The 18,183-nt window shown below is 68.9% G+C and carries 12 protein-coding genes; 9 read left to right on the forward strand and 3 right to left on the reverse strand.

The features are described from left to right. Positions 1-206 precede the first annotated feature (206 nt). Positions 207-629 carry a type II secretion system major pseudopilin GspG gene (gspG, locus tag AB4Z48_RS23380; protein ID WP_441618327.1) on the reverse strand — a complete coding sequence of 141 codons (423 nt, stop codon included), beginning with the start codon at positions 627-629 and terminating at the stop codon, positions 207-209. A gap of 32 nt (positions 630-661) precedes the next feature. Then, complete coding sequence (locus AB4Z48_RS23385; protein ID WP_441618329.1) at positions 662-1,321, reverse strand: lytic transglycosylase domain-containing protein; 660 nt, start codon at positions 1,319-1,321, stop codon at positions 662-664. Between the two features lie 770 nt (positions 1,322-2,091). Here AB4Z48_RS23385 and AB4Z48_RS23390 point away from each other — a divergent pair. The 9 genes from AB4Z48_RS23390 (at position 2,092) to AB4Z48_RS23430 (ending at position 17,212) form a co-directional block, all read left to right on the forward strand. Further along, positions 2,092-3,738, forward strand: a complete 1,647-nt coding sequence (locus AB4Z48_RS23390; protein ID WP_441618331.1) for a multicopper oxidase family protein — start codon at positions 2,092-2,094, stop codon at positions 3,736-3,738. Between the two features lie 88 nt (positions 3,739-3,826). After that, complete coding sequence (locus AB4Z48_RS23395; protein WP_441618333.1) at positions 3,827-4,417, forward strand: SCO family protein; 591 nt, start codon at positions 3,827-3,829, stop codon at positions 4,415-4,417. A 201-nt stretch (positions 4,418-4,618) separates the two neighbouring features. Beyond that, on the forward strand, positions 4,619-7,138 hold the full coding sequence (locus AB4Z48_RS23400) for a PKD domain-containing protein (protein ID WP_441618335.1): 2,520 nt from the start codon (positions 4,619-4,621) through the stop codon (positions 7,136-7,138). A gap of 278 nt (positions 7,139-7,416) precedes the next feature. Next, positions 7,417-9,417: a cytochrome-c peroxidase gene (locus tag AB4Z48_RS23405; protein ID WP_441618337.1), complete on the forward strand. Its 2,001-nt coding sequence runs from the start codon at positions 7,417-7,419 to the stop codon at positions 9,415-9,417. A 64-nt stretch (positions 9,418-9,481) separates the two neighbouring features. Next, positions 9,482-11,950 carry a PKD domain-containing protein gene (locus AB4Z48_RS23410; protein WP_441618340.1) on the forward strand — a complete coding sequence of 823 codons (2,469 nt, stop codon included), beginning with the start codon at positions 9,482-9,484 and terminating at the stop codon, positions 11,948-11,950. A 178-nt stretch (positions 11,951-12,128) separates the two neighbouring features. Then, positions 12,129-14,357: a multicopper oxidase family protein gene (locus AB4Z48_RS23415; protein WP_441618342.1), complete on the forward strand. Its 2,229-nt coding sequence runs from the start codon at positions 12,129-12,131 to the stop codon at positions 14,355-14,357. Between the two features lie 72 nt (positions 14,358-14,429). Further along, on the forward strand, positions 14,430-14,921 hold the full coding sequence (locus tag AB4Z48_RS23420; RefSeq protein ID WP_441618344.1) for a hypothetical protein: 492 nt from the start codon (positions 14,430-14,432) through the stop codon (positions 14,919-14,921). Positions 14,922-14,933: 12 nt separating this feature from the next. Further along, the gene (locus AB4Z48_RS23425; RefSeq protein WP_441618346.1) at positions 14,934-15,899 is read left to right on the forward strand and encodes an SCO family protein; all 966 of its coding nucleotides are present in this window, start codon (positions 14,934-14,936) and stop codon (positions 15,897-15,899) included. 86 nt (positions 15,900-15,985) lie between these two features. Further along, positions 15,986-17,212, forward strand: a complete 1,227-nt coding sequence (locus AB4Z48_RS23430; protein ID WP_441618348.1) for a DUF5666 domain-containing protein — start codon at positions 15,986-15,988, stop codon at positions 17,210-17,212. Between the two features lie 152 nt (positions 17,213-17,364). Here AB4Z48_RS23430 and AB4Z48_RS23435 read toward each other — a convergent pair whose 3' ends face one another. Next, positions 17,365-18,096: a hypothetical protein gene (locus AB4Z48_RS23435; protein ID WP_441618350.1), complete on the reverse strand. Its 732-nt coding sequence runs from the start codon at positions 18,094-18,096 to the stop codon at positions 17,365-17,367. Between the last annotated feature and the right edge of the window lie 87 nt (positions 18,097-18,183).

An 18,183-nucleotide genomic window follows, 5' to 3' on the forward strand; every position in this document is an offset into this window, starting at 1 on the left:
CGCTAGGGTTTGTCTTTGTCTTCGCGCCGGACCCGTTCCGCCGCGTCTTGCGGCAGGCGCCCCGGCGTTGCCGGTGGCCCTGTGTTCCCCTGTCGCCGCGAGCTCAGTTGGGCACGGCTGGCTCGCCGTTGCCCACGCGCGGCGCTTTGTTTTCTTGTCTGGCAAGGCGCCCGGTGCATGCCCTGCTGCGGTGTTCCGTTCCGTCTTCAGTTGGTGATGTCGGCGTTGTCGCCGGTGCCGCCCGCCTGGCCGTCCTTGCCGAACGAGCGGATCTCGATCTCGCCGGCGGTGCCGGGCGACTTGTATTGATACGGGTGTCCCCACGGATCGGCGGGGACCGCTTTCTTCAGGTACGGGCCGTTCCACTGCGAGCCGCCGCCCGGCTTGCTCACCAGCGCAACGAGGCCTTCCTCTGTGCTCGGATAGCGCCCTACGTCCAGGCGATAGGTGTCGAGCGCCTTCTCCAGCGCGTCGATCTGCGCCTTGGCGATGGTGCGCTCGGACTTGCCGAGCTGCGAGAAGTACTTCGGCCCGACGTAGGCCGCGAGCAGCCCGATGATGACCACCACGATCAACAATTCGAGCAGCGTGAAGCCGGCGCCGGGGTGGCGGTGCGGATGCGTATTCATGGCGGCTCTCGTGGCGTCTTTCATGGCGTCCTTCACGGCTTGGCCTGGTTGCGGCTGGATTGCATGCGGGCGAGCACGGCCGGCACGTAGAGCATGGTTTCGCGGTACGGCGGGATGCGCCTGGCGTGCCTGGCCACGGCGCCCTCGCCGGCGTTGTAGGCGGCCAGCGCCAGCGCCACGTTGCCGCCGTGCAGGTCGAGCAGATACTTCAGGTGGCGGACTCCGGCCTCGATGTTCTGCGCGGGATCGGACAGCTCGGTGACGCCGTACATGGCCGCGGTCGACGGCAGCAACTGCATGACGCCGGTGGCGCCCTTGGCGGAGACGGCGGCGGGGTTGCCCCTGGATTCGACCTCGATCACCGCCTTGACCAGGGCGGCATCCACGGCGTGCTTCGCCGACAGTTGCTCGACCAGCGCCGCCAGCGGCAGGTCGCGCAGGCCCGCCGGCGCGGAGCCGTTGTCGGGGCGCGCGCCAGCGCGAGACGCGACGGCCTTGCCCGGCACGGCGGCGCGCGGCGTTTCGCCGCGCAGGTAGAGCCGGTAGCTCTTGTCGAGTGGCTGGCTGGCGAAGCGCACCTCCCCGTCCGGTCCCTCGGAGCGGTAGATGTCTGCGGCATACCCCGCTCCCGAATAGCCATAGCCTGTCTGGCCAATCGAAAAAGAGATGAGAATTTTTATTATTGGGCTCATGTCAGCTCCTCACCAACATGGCAAAAGATTAGCACGGGGATAATCCAAAAGAAAAGATGGGGCGGACCATCCTGTGGGATGAATGACAGGCGCTGTTACAAGGTTGAAAAGATTATTCCGTTGCGGATATTGGTGTCTGGCCACGCTGGATGCAACTAGAGGCCGCCATATTGAAATGTCCACACATTGCTCATCCATCTGCATGATAGCGTGGTCAGGCACAATCAATAAATTATTAGGCGTTCGCGCAAACCGGTGGGAAACCGGTGTCTCGCGAGCTAATAAAAAGGGCGAAGCGAAGAAACCGGCATTAGTTTTTATTTTAATAAAAACGAAAATGCAAACGGTTCTCGAATGGGGCGTCAAGCTCCGGCCGGCGGCGCAAGCGCCATCCGGCAACGCCTGCAGGGAAAGCCCCGGGGGGGGATCAAGGGAGAGCATGCCATGCGGCATCAGACGTGTATGAATCCGTCACGGGCGATTACGCCGTGCCGGTTCGGGGTCTTGTCATTTTTAACCATCCAAGCTGCGGAAAACCCCAGGTTGGTGCACCGAAGTCAATGGTTCCGCCGGCTCTAATTAGCGCCGCCGCGGAACAGGTCATTCCACGTAATTAAAGGGAGGCTGCTGGGCGGCAGGGGTGCGCTCGTCCGGAGAAAATGGTATCAAAACAGGATGGTAAAAAAATGAGTAAATCGGGTGGGCGGGAAAATAAACGGGAAAATAGAAGGGCATTCTTCGGGCGGGCAGCGGCCGGCGCGACAGCGGCAGTGCTTGGAGAGGGACTGGGTACGCAAGGCGCGCTGGCCAAGGACGGCGGCGATTCGCGTGGCAGCCCGGCGACACGGCCCTTTATCGAGGTATTGCCGGTGCCGCCGGTCAAGCAGCCGGTGCCGGCACTGGTCCCGGCGGCGCAGCGCGTGCCCGGCGCCGGCGAATGCGGCCGCGCGGAACACCAGCGCTGGGCCGACTTCACCGCGCAGCGGCTCTACGAGCTGCGCGTCAGGCAGGCGCTGCACTCGTTCCACCGCGACCTGCCGACGCAGCCGGTCTGGGGCTACGACGGCCTCGTGCCGGGCCCGACCTTCGTGGCCCGGTACAACGAGCCCATTGTCGTGCGCATCCACAACGACCTGCCGGCGAACCATATCGGGTTCGGCTCGCCGGAGATCAGCACGCACCTGCACAACCTGCACACCGCCTCCGAGAGCGACGGCTTCACCGGCGACTACTACAGCGCGGGCAAGGCCGGCCCCACGCTCAGCGCACCGGGCGGATACAAGGACCATCTCTACCCGAACTGCTATGCCGGGTACGATGCCTATGCCGCGACGCATGGCGACTCCCGCGAGGCGCTCGGCACGCTGTGGTACCACGACCACCGGCTCGATTTCACCGCGCCCAACGTGTACCGCGGCCTCAGCGGCTTCTATCTGCTGTTCGACGAGCTGGATTCGGGCAACGAGAACGACCCCAATCCCAATGCGCTGCGCCTGCCCAGCGGGGTTGGCGTCTACGACATCCCGCTCGTCATCCAGGACCGCCAGTTCGACGCCAAGGGCATGCTCTATTTCGATCCGTTCAATTCGGATGGCATCCTCGGCGACAAGTTCTGCGTCAACGGCAAGATCCAGCCGCTGTTCGAAGTGGAGCGCCGCAAATACCGCTTCCGCCTGCTCGACGGCGGCCCGGCGCGCTTCTACGAGTTCTACCTGACCTACAAGGGCGTCGACCAGGAGTTCACCTACCTGGCCAACGACGGCAACCTGCTGCCGGCGCCGCTGGCGATGAAATCGATCCGGATGGGCGTGGCCGAGCGCGCCGACATCGTCATCGATTTCTCCCGCTATCCGATCGGCAGCCAGCTGTTCCTGGTCAACCGCCTCGAACAGACCGACGGGCGTGGCCCGAGCGACAAGCGCTTGTCGCCGGGCACGCAGATCCTGCGCTTCGATGTGYGGGCCGATCCCAGGGTGCCCGATGCCAGCCGCGTGCCGGCCACGCCGCGCGAGGTGCCGCCGATGCCGACGGCCGCGCAGCTCAAGAAGCTGCCGACCCGCGTGTGGGAGTTCGACCGATCCAACGGCGGCTGGACCGTCAACGGGCAGCTGTTCGACGTCACGCGGCCGGCGGCCACGCCCCGGCGCGGCGCCGAGGAGGTGTGGGTGCTGCGCGGCAAGGGCAACTGGTCACATCCGGTCCATATCCACTTCGAGGAAGGCCGCATCCTGTCGCGCAACGGCAATGCGCCGCCGCCGCATGAGCGCGGGCGCAAGGACGTGTATGTGATCGGGCCCGGCGAAGAGGTGAAGCTGTTCATCCGCTTCCGCGACTACGAGGGGAAATACATGATGCATTGCCATAACGGCCAGCACGAGGACCACGCGATGATGATCCGCTTCGACATCGTGCCCTGATCCGGCGAACGGCACGCACGACGCGATACACGGCCCGGTACACAGAGCGAACGCACGCACGACCAAAACCATGGCGGAGCACGACAACATGTCTTCCAAGCGAACCCTCCTGAAAGCCCTGTGCGGCGCGGCGCTGCTGCCGGCGGCGGCGAGCGCCCGCGGCCTGGCCGTTGCCGCCAGGCACGGCCCGCGGGCCGGCTATTTTCCCAACGTCATGTTCGAGACGCACGACGGGCGCAAGGTGCGTTTCTACGACGACGTCGTCAAGGGGCGCCTCGTCGTCTTCAACATGATGTACACCGCCTGCGCCGGCATCTGCCCGCCCAACACGGCCAACCTGATGGCGGTGCAGGCCGCGCTCGGCCACCGCGTGGGTCATGACATCCACCTGGTCTCGCTGACGCTGCAGCCCGAGCTCGACACGCCCGCGGCGCTGCAGGCGTATGCGCGGCAGTACGGCATCCGGCCCGGCTGGACGTTCCTGACCGGCCGGCGCGCCGACATGGACCTGGTCAGGCGCAGGCTCGGCTTCTACGACTCGGATCCGGCGGAGGACGCGCTGCTGTCGCGCCATACCGGCATGCTCAGCATCGGCAACGAGCCGCTCGACCGCTGGTGCATGATGCCCGCGCTCACGGCGCCGCAGCAGATTGCGCACGCGGTGCGGAACATGGCGTAGTCATCGGCACAAGCGCCGCGGCTTGCAAGCGGCGCGTGCCCGCAACCTTGGCAACCGGGGATCGAAGGAGGCTTGTTGGGTCTGTGAGCAAGCGCGGTGGCGGCGATGCTGCCGGCGGCGCGAGGCAAGTCGACGGGCCCGGGGGCGGGCGGTGGCGCCCGACCGGGCGCGCCAGGGTGACGATAAGTGGAGGGCAATATCATGAACGACGCGATTGACATGACTAGGCGGCACGGGGCGGCACGTGCAGCGCTTCGCACGACGCGAGAGCGGCTGGCGTACCGGCGGCTCGGGGCCTGGCTGGCGACGATCCTGCTCCTGGTGCAGCTGTGCTGGCAGCAACAGGCGCTGGCGCAGCTGCCGCCGCCGGGCACGGCATCGCAGTTCGACATCGTGGGGTTCCTGCAGGAGGCCACGTTGAACGGGCCGAACCCGACCGCCGTCACCGGCGGCAAGCTCAAGGTCAATGGCCACGTGGTGGTCGTGCCGGACCACACCATCGTGATGCTTCCGGCGAACGCGCTGACCTGGAAGGAGCTGTTCGACCAGGCGCCGGCACCCTACACGGGCGTGTCGAGCGGCATGGCGCTCGCCGACTCGCCGCAGCCGCTGACCACGTATGAGGTGCACGTGATCGGCAATCGCGTCGGCGACACCTATATCGCCGGGCTGATCTTCCTGTCGCAACAGGACCTGAATGCCGGCGCGGGCTATATCAATTACATCGATTACGCCGCCGGCGAGATGTACGTGGGCGGCAAGCTGACACTCGACCTTGCCACCGGCGTGCCGCAGAACGTGCTGTCGGCCGGCAATCCGGGCACGCGCGTGCGCATCAACGATCCCGACGGGAAGTACGGGCGCGCGGGCAGCCCCGACAAGCGCTTCACGCTCGATCCTGACAACCCGACCATCCGCAGCGCCACCGGCTTCCCCATGTGCCTGCCGCGGACCAACCCCAATGATCCGCAGGCCATTCCCGATGCGCTGTGCCCGCAAGGCAACCGGCCCAAGGACGTGGCCGGCAACTTCGTGCCGGCCTTCACCATGCCGGCGCCGGCTGCGCTGGCGCCGGGCCAGCTGCCCGACCCGCGCATCATGGCGCCGTTCCAGGTCGGCGACTACGTCAACTTCGCCGGCACACTGGTGACCGACAGCGGCACCAGCGGCGCGTACCCGGGCGGCAGCGCCGGCACCTACGTGTCCGCGCATACCGTGACCAACAACGTGGCCATCTATACCGCGCCCGGTACCAACCCGGCCTACGTCGCGGTGGAGGTCACGATCATCGGCACGGGCGGGCTGACCGTGATCGGCGCGGGCGAGGCCGCGATCCGCACGCGCTTCGAAGGGATGACCACCGACCCGAGCCGCAACATCCATCTCTACGGCATCGACGTCAACACCGACGGCTCGACCACCGATCGCGACTGGGGCACGATCGCGGTCGACCCGGGCCCGCCGAACGGCGCGGTACAAGGCCGCTGGCGCTTCCGCCCGCCGTGCACCGCCGTCACGGCGACGGTCAAGGCCTGCACGCCTCCCGCGGGCGGCAACTTCATCCCCCCGACGCGCGAGGTGCGCGCCGTGATCGAAGGCGCGTGGACGCCCGCGACCCGGCAGGCCGACACCGGCGGCGCCAACGGGCTGATGGCAGGGCAGTATCGCGCGCCGATCCTGGAATACATCTTCCCGGAGAACGTGCCCGGCACGCCGCCGCCGCCCAACAACTTCGAGACGATCCCGTTCCTCGCGCAAGGCGGCTACACGTCGTCGGCCGGCACCATCGTCGGGCAGCTCAACCCGTGGCCCGGCGCGCAGGCACCGGGCACCTGCACGGCGCCGGCCGCCAATGCCGGCACCGACTTCAGCGTGGCCTCGGGCGCGCGGGCGGTACCGCTCACCGGCAGCGCGACCGGCACGGGGCCGTTCACCTATGCCTGGCAGGCCGTGTCGCCGCCGGGCACGGTGATCACCAACCCGACCTCGCCGAACCCCACGTTCGACGCGCCCGTCATTGCAGCCGGCGGCGCCGCGCAGACGATGACGTTCCGGCTGACCGTCACCGGCTGCAAGAACCAGACGGCGACGTCCACCGTCACCGTGACGGTGCTGCCGCCGAGCCACCCGGTGCCGGTGATCAACCCGATCGCGCCGGTCACCGTCAACTCGGGCGTGCCGGTCACGCTGACCGCCAGCAGCAGCGGCGCAGCGGGCACCACGTACACGTGGACGCAGACGGGCGGCCCGGCGCAGGCGTTCTCGCAGCAACCGGCGGGCTCGGCGTCGATCCGCTTCACGCGGGCAATTCCGCTCGGGCAGATCACGCGCGACGTGCTGACCTTCACCGTGACCGCGAACGACGGCGGGCAGGTGTCGCAGCCGGTCAGCGTCACGGTGACGGTTGTGCCGGTGCCCGACGTGGTGACCGTCACCACGGCTGAGTACCGCACGTCCAAGCAGCGACTCGACCTGACGGTCACGTCGTCCATCGTGAACCCGAACCTGGTGTTGACGCTGCAGCCGTACCGCACCACCACGGGCGCGCTGTTCGACCCCGGCACGCTGGGCGCGACGCTGGCCAATACCGGCGGCGGCACCTACACGCTGGTCCTGGTCGGCGCGCCGCAGCCGGCGGCGCCGCCGGCCACGCCGCTGACCGTGAAGTCGAGCATCGGAGGCACGAGCCCGCAGACGGCACTGACGCGGATACGCAACTAGTACGCAAAGGGCATGGCCGGGATGCGGTTCGCGCCGCATCCCGGACCACCAGCCCGCCTTGACAAGCATTGCGCCAGGGCGCGCCGCGCGCGGCGCACACCTGGTGGACACGGGGAGAGAGGGTCATGAGCCAGCACCAGCCCGGAGACGGGGTAGGGGGAGCGTTGCCCGAAGCTGCGCGGGCAGCGCCAGCGGCAGCGACAGCGCAAGCCTTCGGGGAAGCGGCGGCACAGGCCGCGCAAGAACATTCGGGGGCGCGCCGGCGGGCAGCCCGGCGCGTGGCGCGGTGGCTCGTCGCGGGCGCGGCAGGCGCGTTGCTGGTGGTGCCACTGGTCGGCTCGCACCTGCTGCATGCCCAGTCGTCGACGCAGATATTCCCGGTGCAGCGGCCGCTCGGGTCGCTCAAGACGGTGCCGGTGCCGGGGCCGACTGACCAGGAGCTGGCGGAGTTCGTGCGCGACAAGACCGCCGCGGTCCAGCTCGGCAAGGCGCTGTTCTGGGATGCCCGCGTGGGCAGCGACAACCGCACCGCCTGCGCCACCTGCCACTTCCATGCCGGCGCGGACAACCGCATCACCAACCAGATCAACCCCGGACTGCTGGCCGGCGACACCGCGTTCCAGGCGGGCGGCAACTATGCCGGCCCGAACTACACGCTGCGTGCGGCCGATTTTCCGCTGACACGCCATGGGGACATCGACGATGCGGGGACCATCGCCGCGGACGTCAACGACGTGGTGTCATCGCAGGGCGTGTTCACGGCGAAGTTCGATGCCGTGCGCGCCAATGCCAGGCCAGACGACTGCACCGTGGTCACCGATTCGGTGCTGCACGGCGGCACCGGCTTCGACCTCAACGGCGTGAACACCCGGCGCGTGGAGCCGCGCAATACGCCGAGCGTCATCAACGCGGTTTTCAACTTCCGCAATTTCTGGGACGGCCGGGGCAACAACGTGTTCAACGGCGGCGACCCGTTCGGCCTGCGCAACACGCAGCCGCTGGCGTGGAAGTTCGATAAGGGTGTGCTGCGCAATGTCGCCGTCTCGCTGTCCTCGTCGTCGCTGGCCTCGCAGGCGTCGGGCCCGCCGATGAGCGGCAACGAAATGAGCTGCCAGGGGCGGGCGTTCGTGGAGCTGGGGCAAAAGCTGCTCAAGGAGCGCCTGCTGGCCGATCAGGACATCTCGCCGCGCGACAGCGTGCTGGGCGCCTACGCGCTGCGCGCGCCGACGTACGCGGAGCTGATCAGGAAGGCGTTCCGTCCGGAGTTCTGGTCCGCGCCGGTCATCCTCAGCCTGCCGGGCTCGCACGCACTGAACTTCAAGCCGATGGACCTGCAGCGGCAGCGCCGCCGGGACGACAATGACTTCGACTTGCGGCGCTTTCGCGGCAACCTCGTCACCACGCAGATGGAGGCCAACTTCGCGTTGTTCTTCGGCATCGCGGTGCAGATGTACGAGGCCACGCTGGTTTCCGACGATACGCCGTTCGATCGCTTTGCCGAGGGCGACCGCACCGCGCTGACCGCGCAGCAGATGCGCGGGCTCATGCTGTACCAGGAGCGCGGGCGCTGCATCAGCTGCCATGGCGGCCCCGAGACCACCAACGCGGCGTTCAGCAACGTGCAGAACCAGCGCGTGGAGCGCATGACCATGGGTGACGGCGCCGTGGGCATCTACGACACCGGCTTCTACAACATCGGTGTGCGGCCGACGCGGGAGGATATCGGCCTCGGCGGCAACGATGCGTTCGGCAATCCGCTGTCGGAAACGCGCATGGCGCAGCTCGGCAAGGGCGCGCTGCTGGGCAACGGCTTCGGCAGCAGCCCGTTCCCGCAGGGGCAGCGCATCGTCGCGGACGGGGCGTTCAAGGCGCCGGGCCTGCGCAACGTCGAGTTCACCGGGCCGTACTTCCACAACGGCGGGAAGTCCACGCTGATGCAGGTGATCGACTTCTACAACCGGGGCGGGGATTTCGCCTACGCCAACCGCGACGACTTCGATTTCCATGTGGGCCCGATCGGCCTGAGCCAGGCCGAGAAGGAGGATCTTGTGTCGTTCCTGCTGTCACTGTCGGACGACCGGGTGCGGTACAGCCGCGCGCCGTTCGACCATCCGTCGATCTGCATGCCGAACGGTCACCAGGGCGGTTCGCGGTCCGTGGCGCAGGACGTCCGCAAGGGGACCGCCATCGACCTGATGCAATGCGTGCAGGCGGTCGGGGCCGACGGCACGCGCAAGGGTTTGCAGACGTTTCTGGGGCTAAGTCCGTTCGCGCACTGAATTGCGGCGTCGAGACCGCGTCATGCAGAACGTTGCGCTGAATGGCAAATGGGGAGGCCATCGTATGTCGGATCCAATCGAACCAACCGGCGGCGCGGGGGCGCGCCGGGGCAGTGGCCGGGGCGTGGTCGGGGCGCCGTTCGCGCTGCTGTGGCTGCTGGCGCTGGCCGTGCTGGCGGCGCTGGCGATGCCTGCCCGCGCGCAGGCGCCGGCGCCTGGCGTCGACGCGCAGTTCGACGTACTGGGCTATATCCAGGAGGCCACCCTCGACGGCTGCGGCGACGCGCTGTGCGGCGGCAAGATGCGGGTCAACGGCCACACCATCGTCATTCCCGCCAATACCATCGTGATCCTTCCGGCCAACGCGCTGACCTGGAAGGAGCTGTTCACACAGGCGCCGGCGCCGTACACCAACGTGGCCACCGGCATGGCGCTGGCTGACCTGCCGGCGCCGCTCAGCGGCTACGAGGCGCACGTGATCGGCAACCAGGTGGACGATGTCTATATCGCCGGCCTGGTCTATATCTCCCAGCAGTCGCTCAACAGCGGCACGGGCTTCATCAACTACATCGACTACGCGGCGGGCGAGCTGCGCGTGGGCGGGCGGCTGGTGCGCGACGGCGGCGGCGTGCCGCAGAACGTGCTGGACGCCAGCAAGCCCGGCACGCGCGTGCGCATCAACGATCCGGGCGGGCGCTTCGGGCGCGCCATGTCGCCGGACCGGCGCTTCACGATCGATGCCGACAACCCGACCATCCGCAGCGCGACCGGCTATCCGATGTGCGTGCCGCGCGTGGACGCGTCGCGCCAGGCCGACGATGCGGCGTGTCCGCAGGGCAACCGGCCCAGGGACATCAGCGGGCAGTTCTCCACCAACTTCACCATGCCTGACCCGGCGGCGCTGGCGGCCGGGCAACTGCCGGACCCGCGCATCATGGCGCCCTTCGAGGTGGGCGACCATGTCACCTACTCCGGCACGCTGGTCGGCGACCGTGGCGCTCAGGGCCCGTACCCGCCGACCGACGCGACCTATGTGTCGGCGCACACGCTGGTCGCCAACATCGGCATCTTCACGGCGCCGTTCACGGACCCCGCATATGTCGCGATCGATGTGACGATTCTCGGCAACGGCGGCATCTCGGTGCCGGCGAACCAGGAGGCAGTGGTGCGCACGCGCTTCGAGGGCGTCACCACCGACCCCAGCCGCAATGTCCTCCTGTACGGCATCGACGTCGCGCCCGACGGCACCACGAGCGAGCGCGAATGGGGCATCGTGGGTGTCGATCCCGGCGCCCCGACCGGCACCGTCAAGGGCCGCTGGCGCTTCCGCCCGCCATGCACGGGCCTGGTCGCCACGTTCAATTTCTGTTTCGGCCCGCTCGAGGAGAACACGTTCCTGCCGGCCACGCGGGAAGTGCGCGCCGTCATCGAGGGTGCGTGGACGCCGGCCACCAGCACGCCGCTGAAGAATGGCCTGATTGCCGGGCAGTACCACGCGCCGATCCTCGAATACCTGTTCCAGGAGAGTTTCCCCGGCGTGACGCCGCCGCCGATCAGCTTCGCGACGATGCCCTTCCTGGCCAGGGGCGGCTACAGCTCGTCGAGCGGCGTCGTGGCCGGGCCGCTCAAACCCTGGCCGGGATCGGGCCAGCCGGTGTCATGCACGGCGCCCCGGGCCAGCGCCGGCGCCAACATGACCGTGCAATCGGGCGCAACCAAGGTGCAGCTCAACGGCACCGCGAGTGGCTCCGGGCAGCTTGCCTACGCATGGACGCCGCCGAAGGGCGTGACGCTCGCACCGTCCGCCTCGGTCCTCAACCCGACCTTCACCGCGCCCACGGTGACGGCCACCAACACGCTGCTGTTCACGTTGACCGTGACCGGCTGCGACGGCCTGCAGGCCACCTCGGCGATGACCGTCACTGTCACGCCGCCGCAGGCCGCCGTGCCGTTCGTCAGCCCGTTGTCGCCCCTGACGGTGCCTTCGGGCTCGACGGTGGTGCTGACCGCCAATGGCACCGGCGCCCACAAGCTCAGCTACACGTGGACGCAGACCGGCGGGCCGCCGCAGGCATTCAGCCAGCCCAGCGGCAGCGCGAGCATGACGGTCAGCCGCGCGTTGCCGGTCGGCCAGTCCGCCAGCGACGTGCTCGCGTTCACGGTGATCGCCACCGACACGGTCACCAACGCGAAGTCCGCGCCGGTGACGGCCACCGTCACGTTCACGCCGGCGGCGGACACCGACACCATCACCGTGGCCGAGTACCGCATCTCGCGGCAGCGGCTCGACGTGACGGCGGTCTCGTCCGTGGCCAGCCCGAAGGTCGTCCTCACGCTGCAGCCATACCGCACGACCAGCGGCAGGCTGTTCGACCCGGCCACGATGGGCAACACGATGACCAACAACGGGGGCGGCAACTACACGCTGTCGCTGGTCGGCGCGCCACAGCCCGGGCCGGGGGAGGGCCTGGTCGTGAAGTCGAACCTGGGCGGCAGCAGCCCGCCGACGCCGTTGACGCGCGTGCGCAACTGACGCTGCGCGCAGTGGGATGCAGTACCCGGGAGGCTGCCGCGGCGGGCCTCCCGGCGACCACGGGCGGAAGGCGCACATGTGCGCGCCTTACCGGCCGGGCGCAGGAAGCGGCAATGCTTGTACGGGGAGGGCCGGCGCATGCGCCGGAAAAGTTCGACACCGAGACGGAGAGGAAACCATGCTGTATCTACCCAGTAACGCACCGGCAGAAGAGGTCCGCAAGGCCGAGCGGGCACGACGGAACCGGCTGGAGATCGTACAGGCACTGTCGCACGGGAAGGTCACGCGGCGCGAACTGCTCAAGTGGGGGCTGATCACGGCGACCGGCATGCTGGCGAACAAGCATGGGCTGAACCCCTTCGTCGGGCAGGCGTGGGGCAAGGGCGGCAGCGGCAGCAGCGGCAGTGGCAGCGGCGGCAGCAGCGGGTCTCCCACCGGCATCGCAGCCAGCTCGCTGTTTGGCGCGGCGCCGTTCAGTCAGCCCATGCCGCGCATGGACGTGCTGCCGCGCAAGCCGGTTTCGGCGCTGAGTCCGGCGCCCACGCACGAGGCCAACACCACGCTCCAGGCGGTGCCGGCGGTGCTGGGCGGCGGCTTCGGCCCGGTCGAAGGCCGCCCGCCCGGCCCGATCTGGGCGCACCAGGGCTGGGACATTCTTCCGCCCCAGGTCGCCTACGAGGTGGCCACCAGCGGCCTTACGCACAACTTCGCCTACAACCCTGGCGTCGACTCGCGCCTGAACTGCGGCATCGATCCGCTGCATTCGGTACAGACGTGCTTCCACCCCAGCATGCCGGACCAGTCGGCGACCAAGTTCTGGACCTTCAACGGCACGTTCCCGCCCAAGCTGGTGCTGGCCCGCTACGGCGAGCCCATCTTGTACCGCCACCACAACGCGCTGCCGGCCGACCGCACGCAAAACGGCGGCTTCGGCCTCCATACGCTGTCGACGCACGAGCACAACGGCCACCATGGCGCGGAGAACGACGGGTTCACCGGTGCATTCTTCTTCCCGGGCCAGTTCTACGACTATCACTGGCCGCTGGTGCTCGCCGGCTTCCGCTCGATCAACACCACGGCCAGCGACCGGCGCGCCGGCAGCCCGGACGGCAACGGCGGCATCACGAAGATCCCCGGGGACTGGCACGAGACCATGAGCACGCACTGGTTCCACGACCACATGTTCAGCTTCACATCGCAGAACGTCTACAAGGGCGTCGCGGCGATGATGAATATCTACAGCGCGCTGGACCGCGGCAACGAGTCGATCAACGACGGGGTGAACCTGCGGCTGCCGAGCGGGCGCGCCAAGGACTGGGGCAACCTCGACTACGACGTCAACCTGATGCTGGCCGACAAGGCGTGGGACCGCGACGGCCAGATGCAGTTCGACATCTTCGACCTCGACGGCTTCCTGGGCGACCAGCCCACCGTCAACGCGGTGTACAAGCCGTACTTCGAGGTCGAGCGCCGCAAATACCGCTTCCGCATCCTCAACGCCTCGGTGTCGCGCTTTTTCAAGCTGATGCTCAGCGACGGCTCGCCGATGATCCAGATCGGCAACGACGGCAACCTGCTGCCGCGCCCGGTCGTGCTGTCGCAGCTCGACGAGATGGGCATCGCCGAGCGCTACGACATCGTTATCGACTTCTCGCGCTATACCAATGGCGCGCGCGTGCAGCTGGTCAACCTGGCCGAGCACGACAACGGCAAGCGCGTGGCGCATGACCTCACGCTGGGCGAGGCGCTGTCGGGCAAGTCGAAGGACACGTGCGTGGGGCCGATGCTCGAGTTCCGCGTGGTGCGCGATCCGCCGCAACCCGACCTCAGCCAGGTGCCGGCCACGATGATCCCCAACCCCGACCTGTCGAAGATCCCGGTGGCGCGCGAGCGCACCTTCATCCTCGGGGACGGGGCGAAGCAGACGACCGGGAAGTCCGCTTCGGGCTTCTTCGGCCCGTGGGGCATCCGCGTGGATGGCGGCGACACGCTGGCGGCGGACTACGGCCGGGTGTCGGCGGCGCCAAAGGCCGGCACGCGCGAGATCTGGAACCTCGTCAATGCTGGCGGGGGCTGGGACCACCCGCTGCATATCCATTTCGAGGAGGGGCAGATCCTCGAGCGCGATGGCAGTGCGCAGAAGGTGCCGGCCTGGGAACAGGGCCGCAAGGACGTCTACCGGCTGCACCCGAGCGGCAAGCTCAAGATCACGATGCAGTTCCGCGACTGGGGCGGCATGTTCATGGAGCACTGCCACAACACGGTTCACGAAGACAACGCCATGTTGCTGCGATGGGAGATCGATGACTCGGGCTCGCCGTTCCTGCGTCCGTTGCCGACGCCGATCCCGACACCGCAGGGGGTGACGTTCCAGGATCCGGTCGAAGTCCTGAAGACGGCGCTCTAGGCAAGGGGCGGACCGGGACCCCGGCGGCGCCGGGGTCCGCGGCGGTGGCATGCAGCGTAACGGAGGGACATCATGAGGCAGGAAAGAAGGGGCGGGCCCGGAAGGGCCGGGATCGGCATCGTGGCGCTCTGGCTGGGGCTGGCGGGCGCGGTGGCCGATGCCGGCGCGCAGCCGGCCGAGGAACCGCAGACCCACTCGTCCGCGGTGCGGGTGGCCGGCAAGATGCCGGAGGCCGACGAGAACGTCGTGTTCTCGGGCATGGCGACGATCGACACCACGTTGATCGTCGCGCCGCCGGCGGCGCCGGTGGCGGAGATCGCGYTCGACTTTTCCGCGGTGTCCGCGCGCGGGGAAAGGAGCGGCATCGCATACCGCGTGGACAGCCCGACCAGCCTGCAGCGCAGGCTGACCCTCGGCGAGACCATCGAGGTCAGCTTTCCGTACTACCCGGAGGGCGAGCCGCTCGCGGCCCGGTCGGCGACCGCTTCGTTCAGGCTGCTCACTAGCGGCAAGACGTCCCGGGCGATCGTGGTGGGCACCGCGCGGCCGGGGCCGGCGAACTGAGGAGGGCGCGACATGCCGACCAGCCAGTACCTGCGCCGCGCCGCGGCAGCGTGGTGGATGTTGTGGACGACGCTGTGCATGGCGGCGCTCGGCGCCGCCATGCCGGCGCGCGCCCAGACCCCGTGGGGCGCGGACTATTTTCCGAACGTGGAGCTGAAGACCCAGGACGGCAGGACCGTGCGCTTCTATGACGACCTGCTCAAGGGCAAGGCGGTGGCCATCAACCTGGTCTACTCGAGCTGCGAGAACATCTGCCCGCTGGAGACCGCCAAGCTGGTAGAGGTGCAGAAGCTGTTCGGCGAGCGCATGGGCCGTGACATCCATTTCTACTCCATCGCCATCGACCCCTGGGACACGCCGGCGGAGCTGAAGTCCTACGCGAAGAAGTTCGGCGTGGGACCAGGCTGGCTGTTCCTGTCGGGCAAGGAAGCGGACATCCGGCTGATCGCGCGCAAGCTGGGCCTGTCGCGCGCCAACGATCCGGAGACGCGCGACGGCCACAGTGCCACGCTGATGGTCGGCAACGTGCCGGCGGGGCAGTGGATGCGGCATTCGGCCATCGACAACCCGCAGTTCCTCGCCACCGCCATCACCAACTTCATGGGCTGGAGCCGCCCCGCGCCGGCGCAGGCGCCCGCGGTGGACTACGCGCTCGCCAGGCCGGTGCTGATGGGGCGTGGCGAGGTGCTGTTCCAGAGCCGCTGCGCTGCGTGCCATACGGTCGGCCATGGCGACCGCCTCGGCCCCGATCTGCAGGGCGTCACCGCGCGCCGCATCAAGCCATGGCTGACCCGCTACGTGACCGAGCCGGACAAGATGCGCGCCGAGGGCGATCCGACGGCCGTGCGCCTGTTCCGGCAATACAACGAGCTCCGCATGCCGAACCTCGGGCTGGGCGGCGAGGACGTGGCCGCGTTGCTCGGCTATCTCGAGACGCGGGACAGGGCCAACAGCGCGGTCAGGGCCGCCGTGCCCTGACGCGCGAGCCGGGAACGACCACGGTGCTGCGGACCGCGCCCGCGGCACGGTGGACTCGATGTAGTGCAACAGAGAAGGGGACCAAGATGACGATGACTCGCTCGAAGCGCCGCCTGCCGGCGCGACAGATCTGCCTGGCCGCCGCCGCCGGCTTCACGGCGCTCCTGGTGGCCTGCGGCGGGGGCGGGGGCGGCGGCGACAGCGGCACGCCTGCCGCGCCGGCGGCGACCACCACCGCGACGACGTTCAGCGGGCCGATCTCCGGATTCGGGAGCATCTTCGTCAACGGCGTGCGCATCGACAACAGCGCGGCCTCCATCACGCTGGACGACGACAATCCGGGCGGGCGCGACGACGATCTCAGGCTGGGCATGGTGGTGGAGGTCCAGGGCCAGCGCGACAACGCGGGCGCGACCGGCCGGGCCACCAGCATCGCGTCGCGCAGCTTCGTGCAGGGCCCGGTCTCGACCGTCAATGCCGGGGCCGGCACGCTCACCGTGTTCGGCGTCAGGATCACGGTCACCCCGTCGACCGTGTTCGACGGCAGCGGCCTGAGCGGACTGGCCGCGCTCGCGCCGAACGACATCGTCGAGGTGCACGGCCTGCCCGACGCCACCGGCGCCAGCCTGAAGGCCACGCGCATCGAACGCAAGGCCGCGGGCAGCGAGGCACGGCTGACCGGCATCGTGCAGAACGCCGCCGCCAGCACCTTCACCATCAACGGCATCACGGTGCAGTTCACCCCGGGCGTGCTTGCCAACCTGCCCGGCGGCGTCGTCAACGGCGCCACGGTCCGCGTGAAGGGCACGCTCGCCACGCCGACGGTGATTGCCGCGACGCGCGTGCGCGGCACCAGCCTCGTCCCGGCCATCGTCGCGGGCCAGCGGGCAGAGCTCGAAGGCGCCATCACGCGCTTCACGTCGGCGACGGACTTCGAGGTGTCCGGGCTGCGGGTGACCGTGCCGGCGACGGCCGTGGTCAGCGGCACGCCGGTGCTTGGCGCGCGCGTGGAGGTCAAGGGCACGGTCGCGGGCGGGGTGCTGAGCGCCACGCAACTCGAGGTCGAGGACGAGGCGCACGAAGCCAGCGAAGCCAACGAGCTCCACGCCGTGGTGGCGAGCATCGACAAGGCCTCGCTCACGCTGACGCTGCGCAGCGGCACGCTGGCCGTGCAGTGGAGCAGCGCGACGGCGTTCGACGCGGCGACCCTGCCGCGCGGCGCGGAGAGCCTGCTGGTGGGACAGCGGCTGGAGGTGCGCGGCAAGGTGGCCGGCAATGTCGTGCTCGCCAGCCGCATCAAGGTAGACAACTAGGCAAGGCAGCATCCGGCGGGGAAGGCGCGCGGCGGTCAGCCGCCTGCGCGCGTCCGGCCGCCGGGTGCCGGTCGGACCGGTACCACGGCTGACCTGGACCGGGTATCTTTGACCCGCGTAGCGAACACCCCCCTGCTACGCGGGCTTTTTTTTCAGATCGGGTTATTCATGGCTGGCGACGGCTTCCTGCTCCTGGCTTGCGTGCCGCCGGGCGCCGTGTGCGCCGGGCGGGGCGGACTGCGCAGGGCGGGGCCCGCGGCCGGCGCGGCGCGGCTGCTCCCGCGCGCGAAGGGGATGCCGTGCGGAAACCAGTAGACGGTGGCGGCGCCGGATGCGAAGCCGCCTAGCCCCGGGTAGCCGGCCCCGGCGTAGGCAGTCCGGCGCACAGGGATGCCGGCCAGCGCGTCCGTGTTCTCCACGAATTGCCAGCTGCTGTCAGCACGCCTGCAGGCAATGCCGATGACCTGCCAGGGGGCATTGTCGATCACGGCCTGTACCGACACCTGGTCGCAGGGGGACCCGACGACCCAGCCCCGCCCCGGGATCGGCGCGGCGGTCGGGACGGTGGTCGGCACGGTCATCGGGTAGTGCAGCCCGTCGGCCATCGGGGCGGCCATCGTGTCGGCCCAGGGTGGAGCCATCGAGTCCGCCAGCGGCGCGGCCATGGTATCCGCCAGCGGGGCGGACCACTGCCCGTGCGCCTGATTCGCCACTCCACCTGCGCCCAGGCCAAGGGCGACGCACATCGCTACCAGCGCTCCTGCTTTCCTCGTCATGATCTCCGCCTCCCGCCCCTGGCCGGATTGCGCGTCCGTCTCTCCGGTAGTCGCCCCGCCGGCCATTGCCGCGCCGGCCGCGCCGATATCGCCCTCGATTTCTTTCACTCTAGGGCACCGTCGTGCGGCCTGCCCGCCATTTACGGCGGCCGGCGTGCGGGCAGCGGCGGCCAGTCAGGACTAAGATCTCATCAG

It is taken from the genome of Cupriavidus sp. 2TAF22, assembly GCF_052115045.1.
Classification (GTDB): Bacteria; Pseudomonadota; Gammaproteobacteria; order Burkholderiales; family Burkholderiaceae; genus Cupriavidus.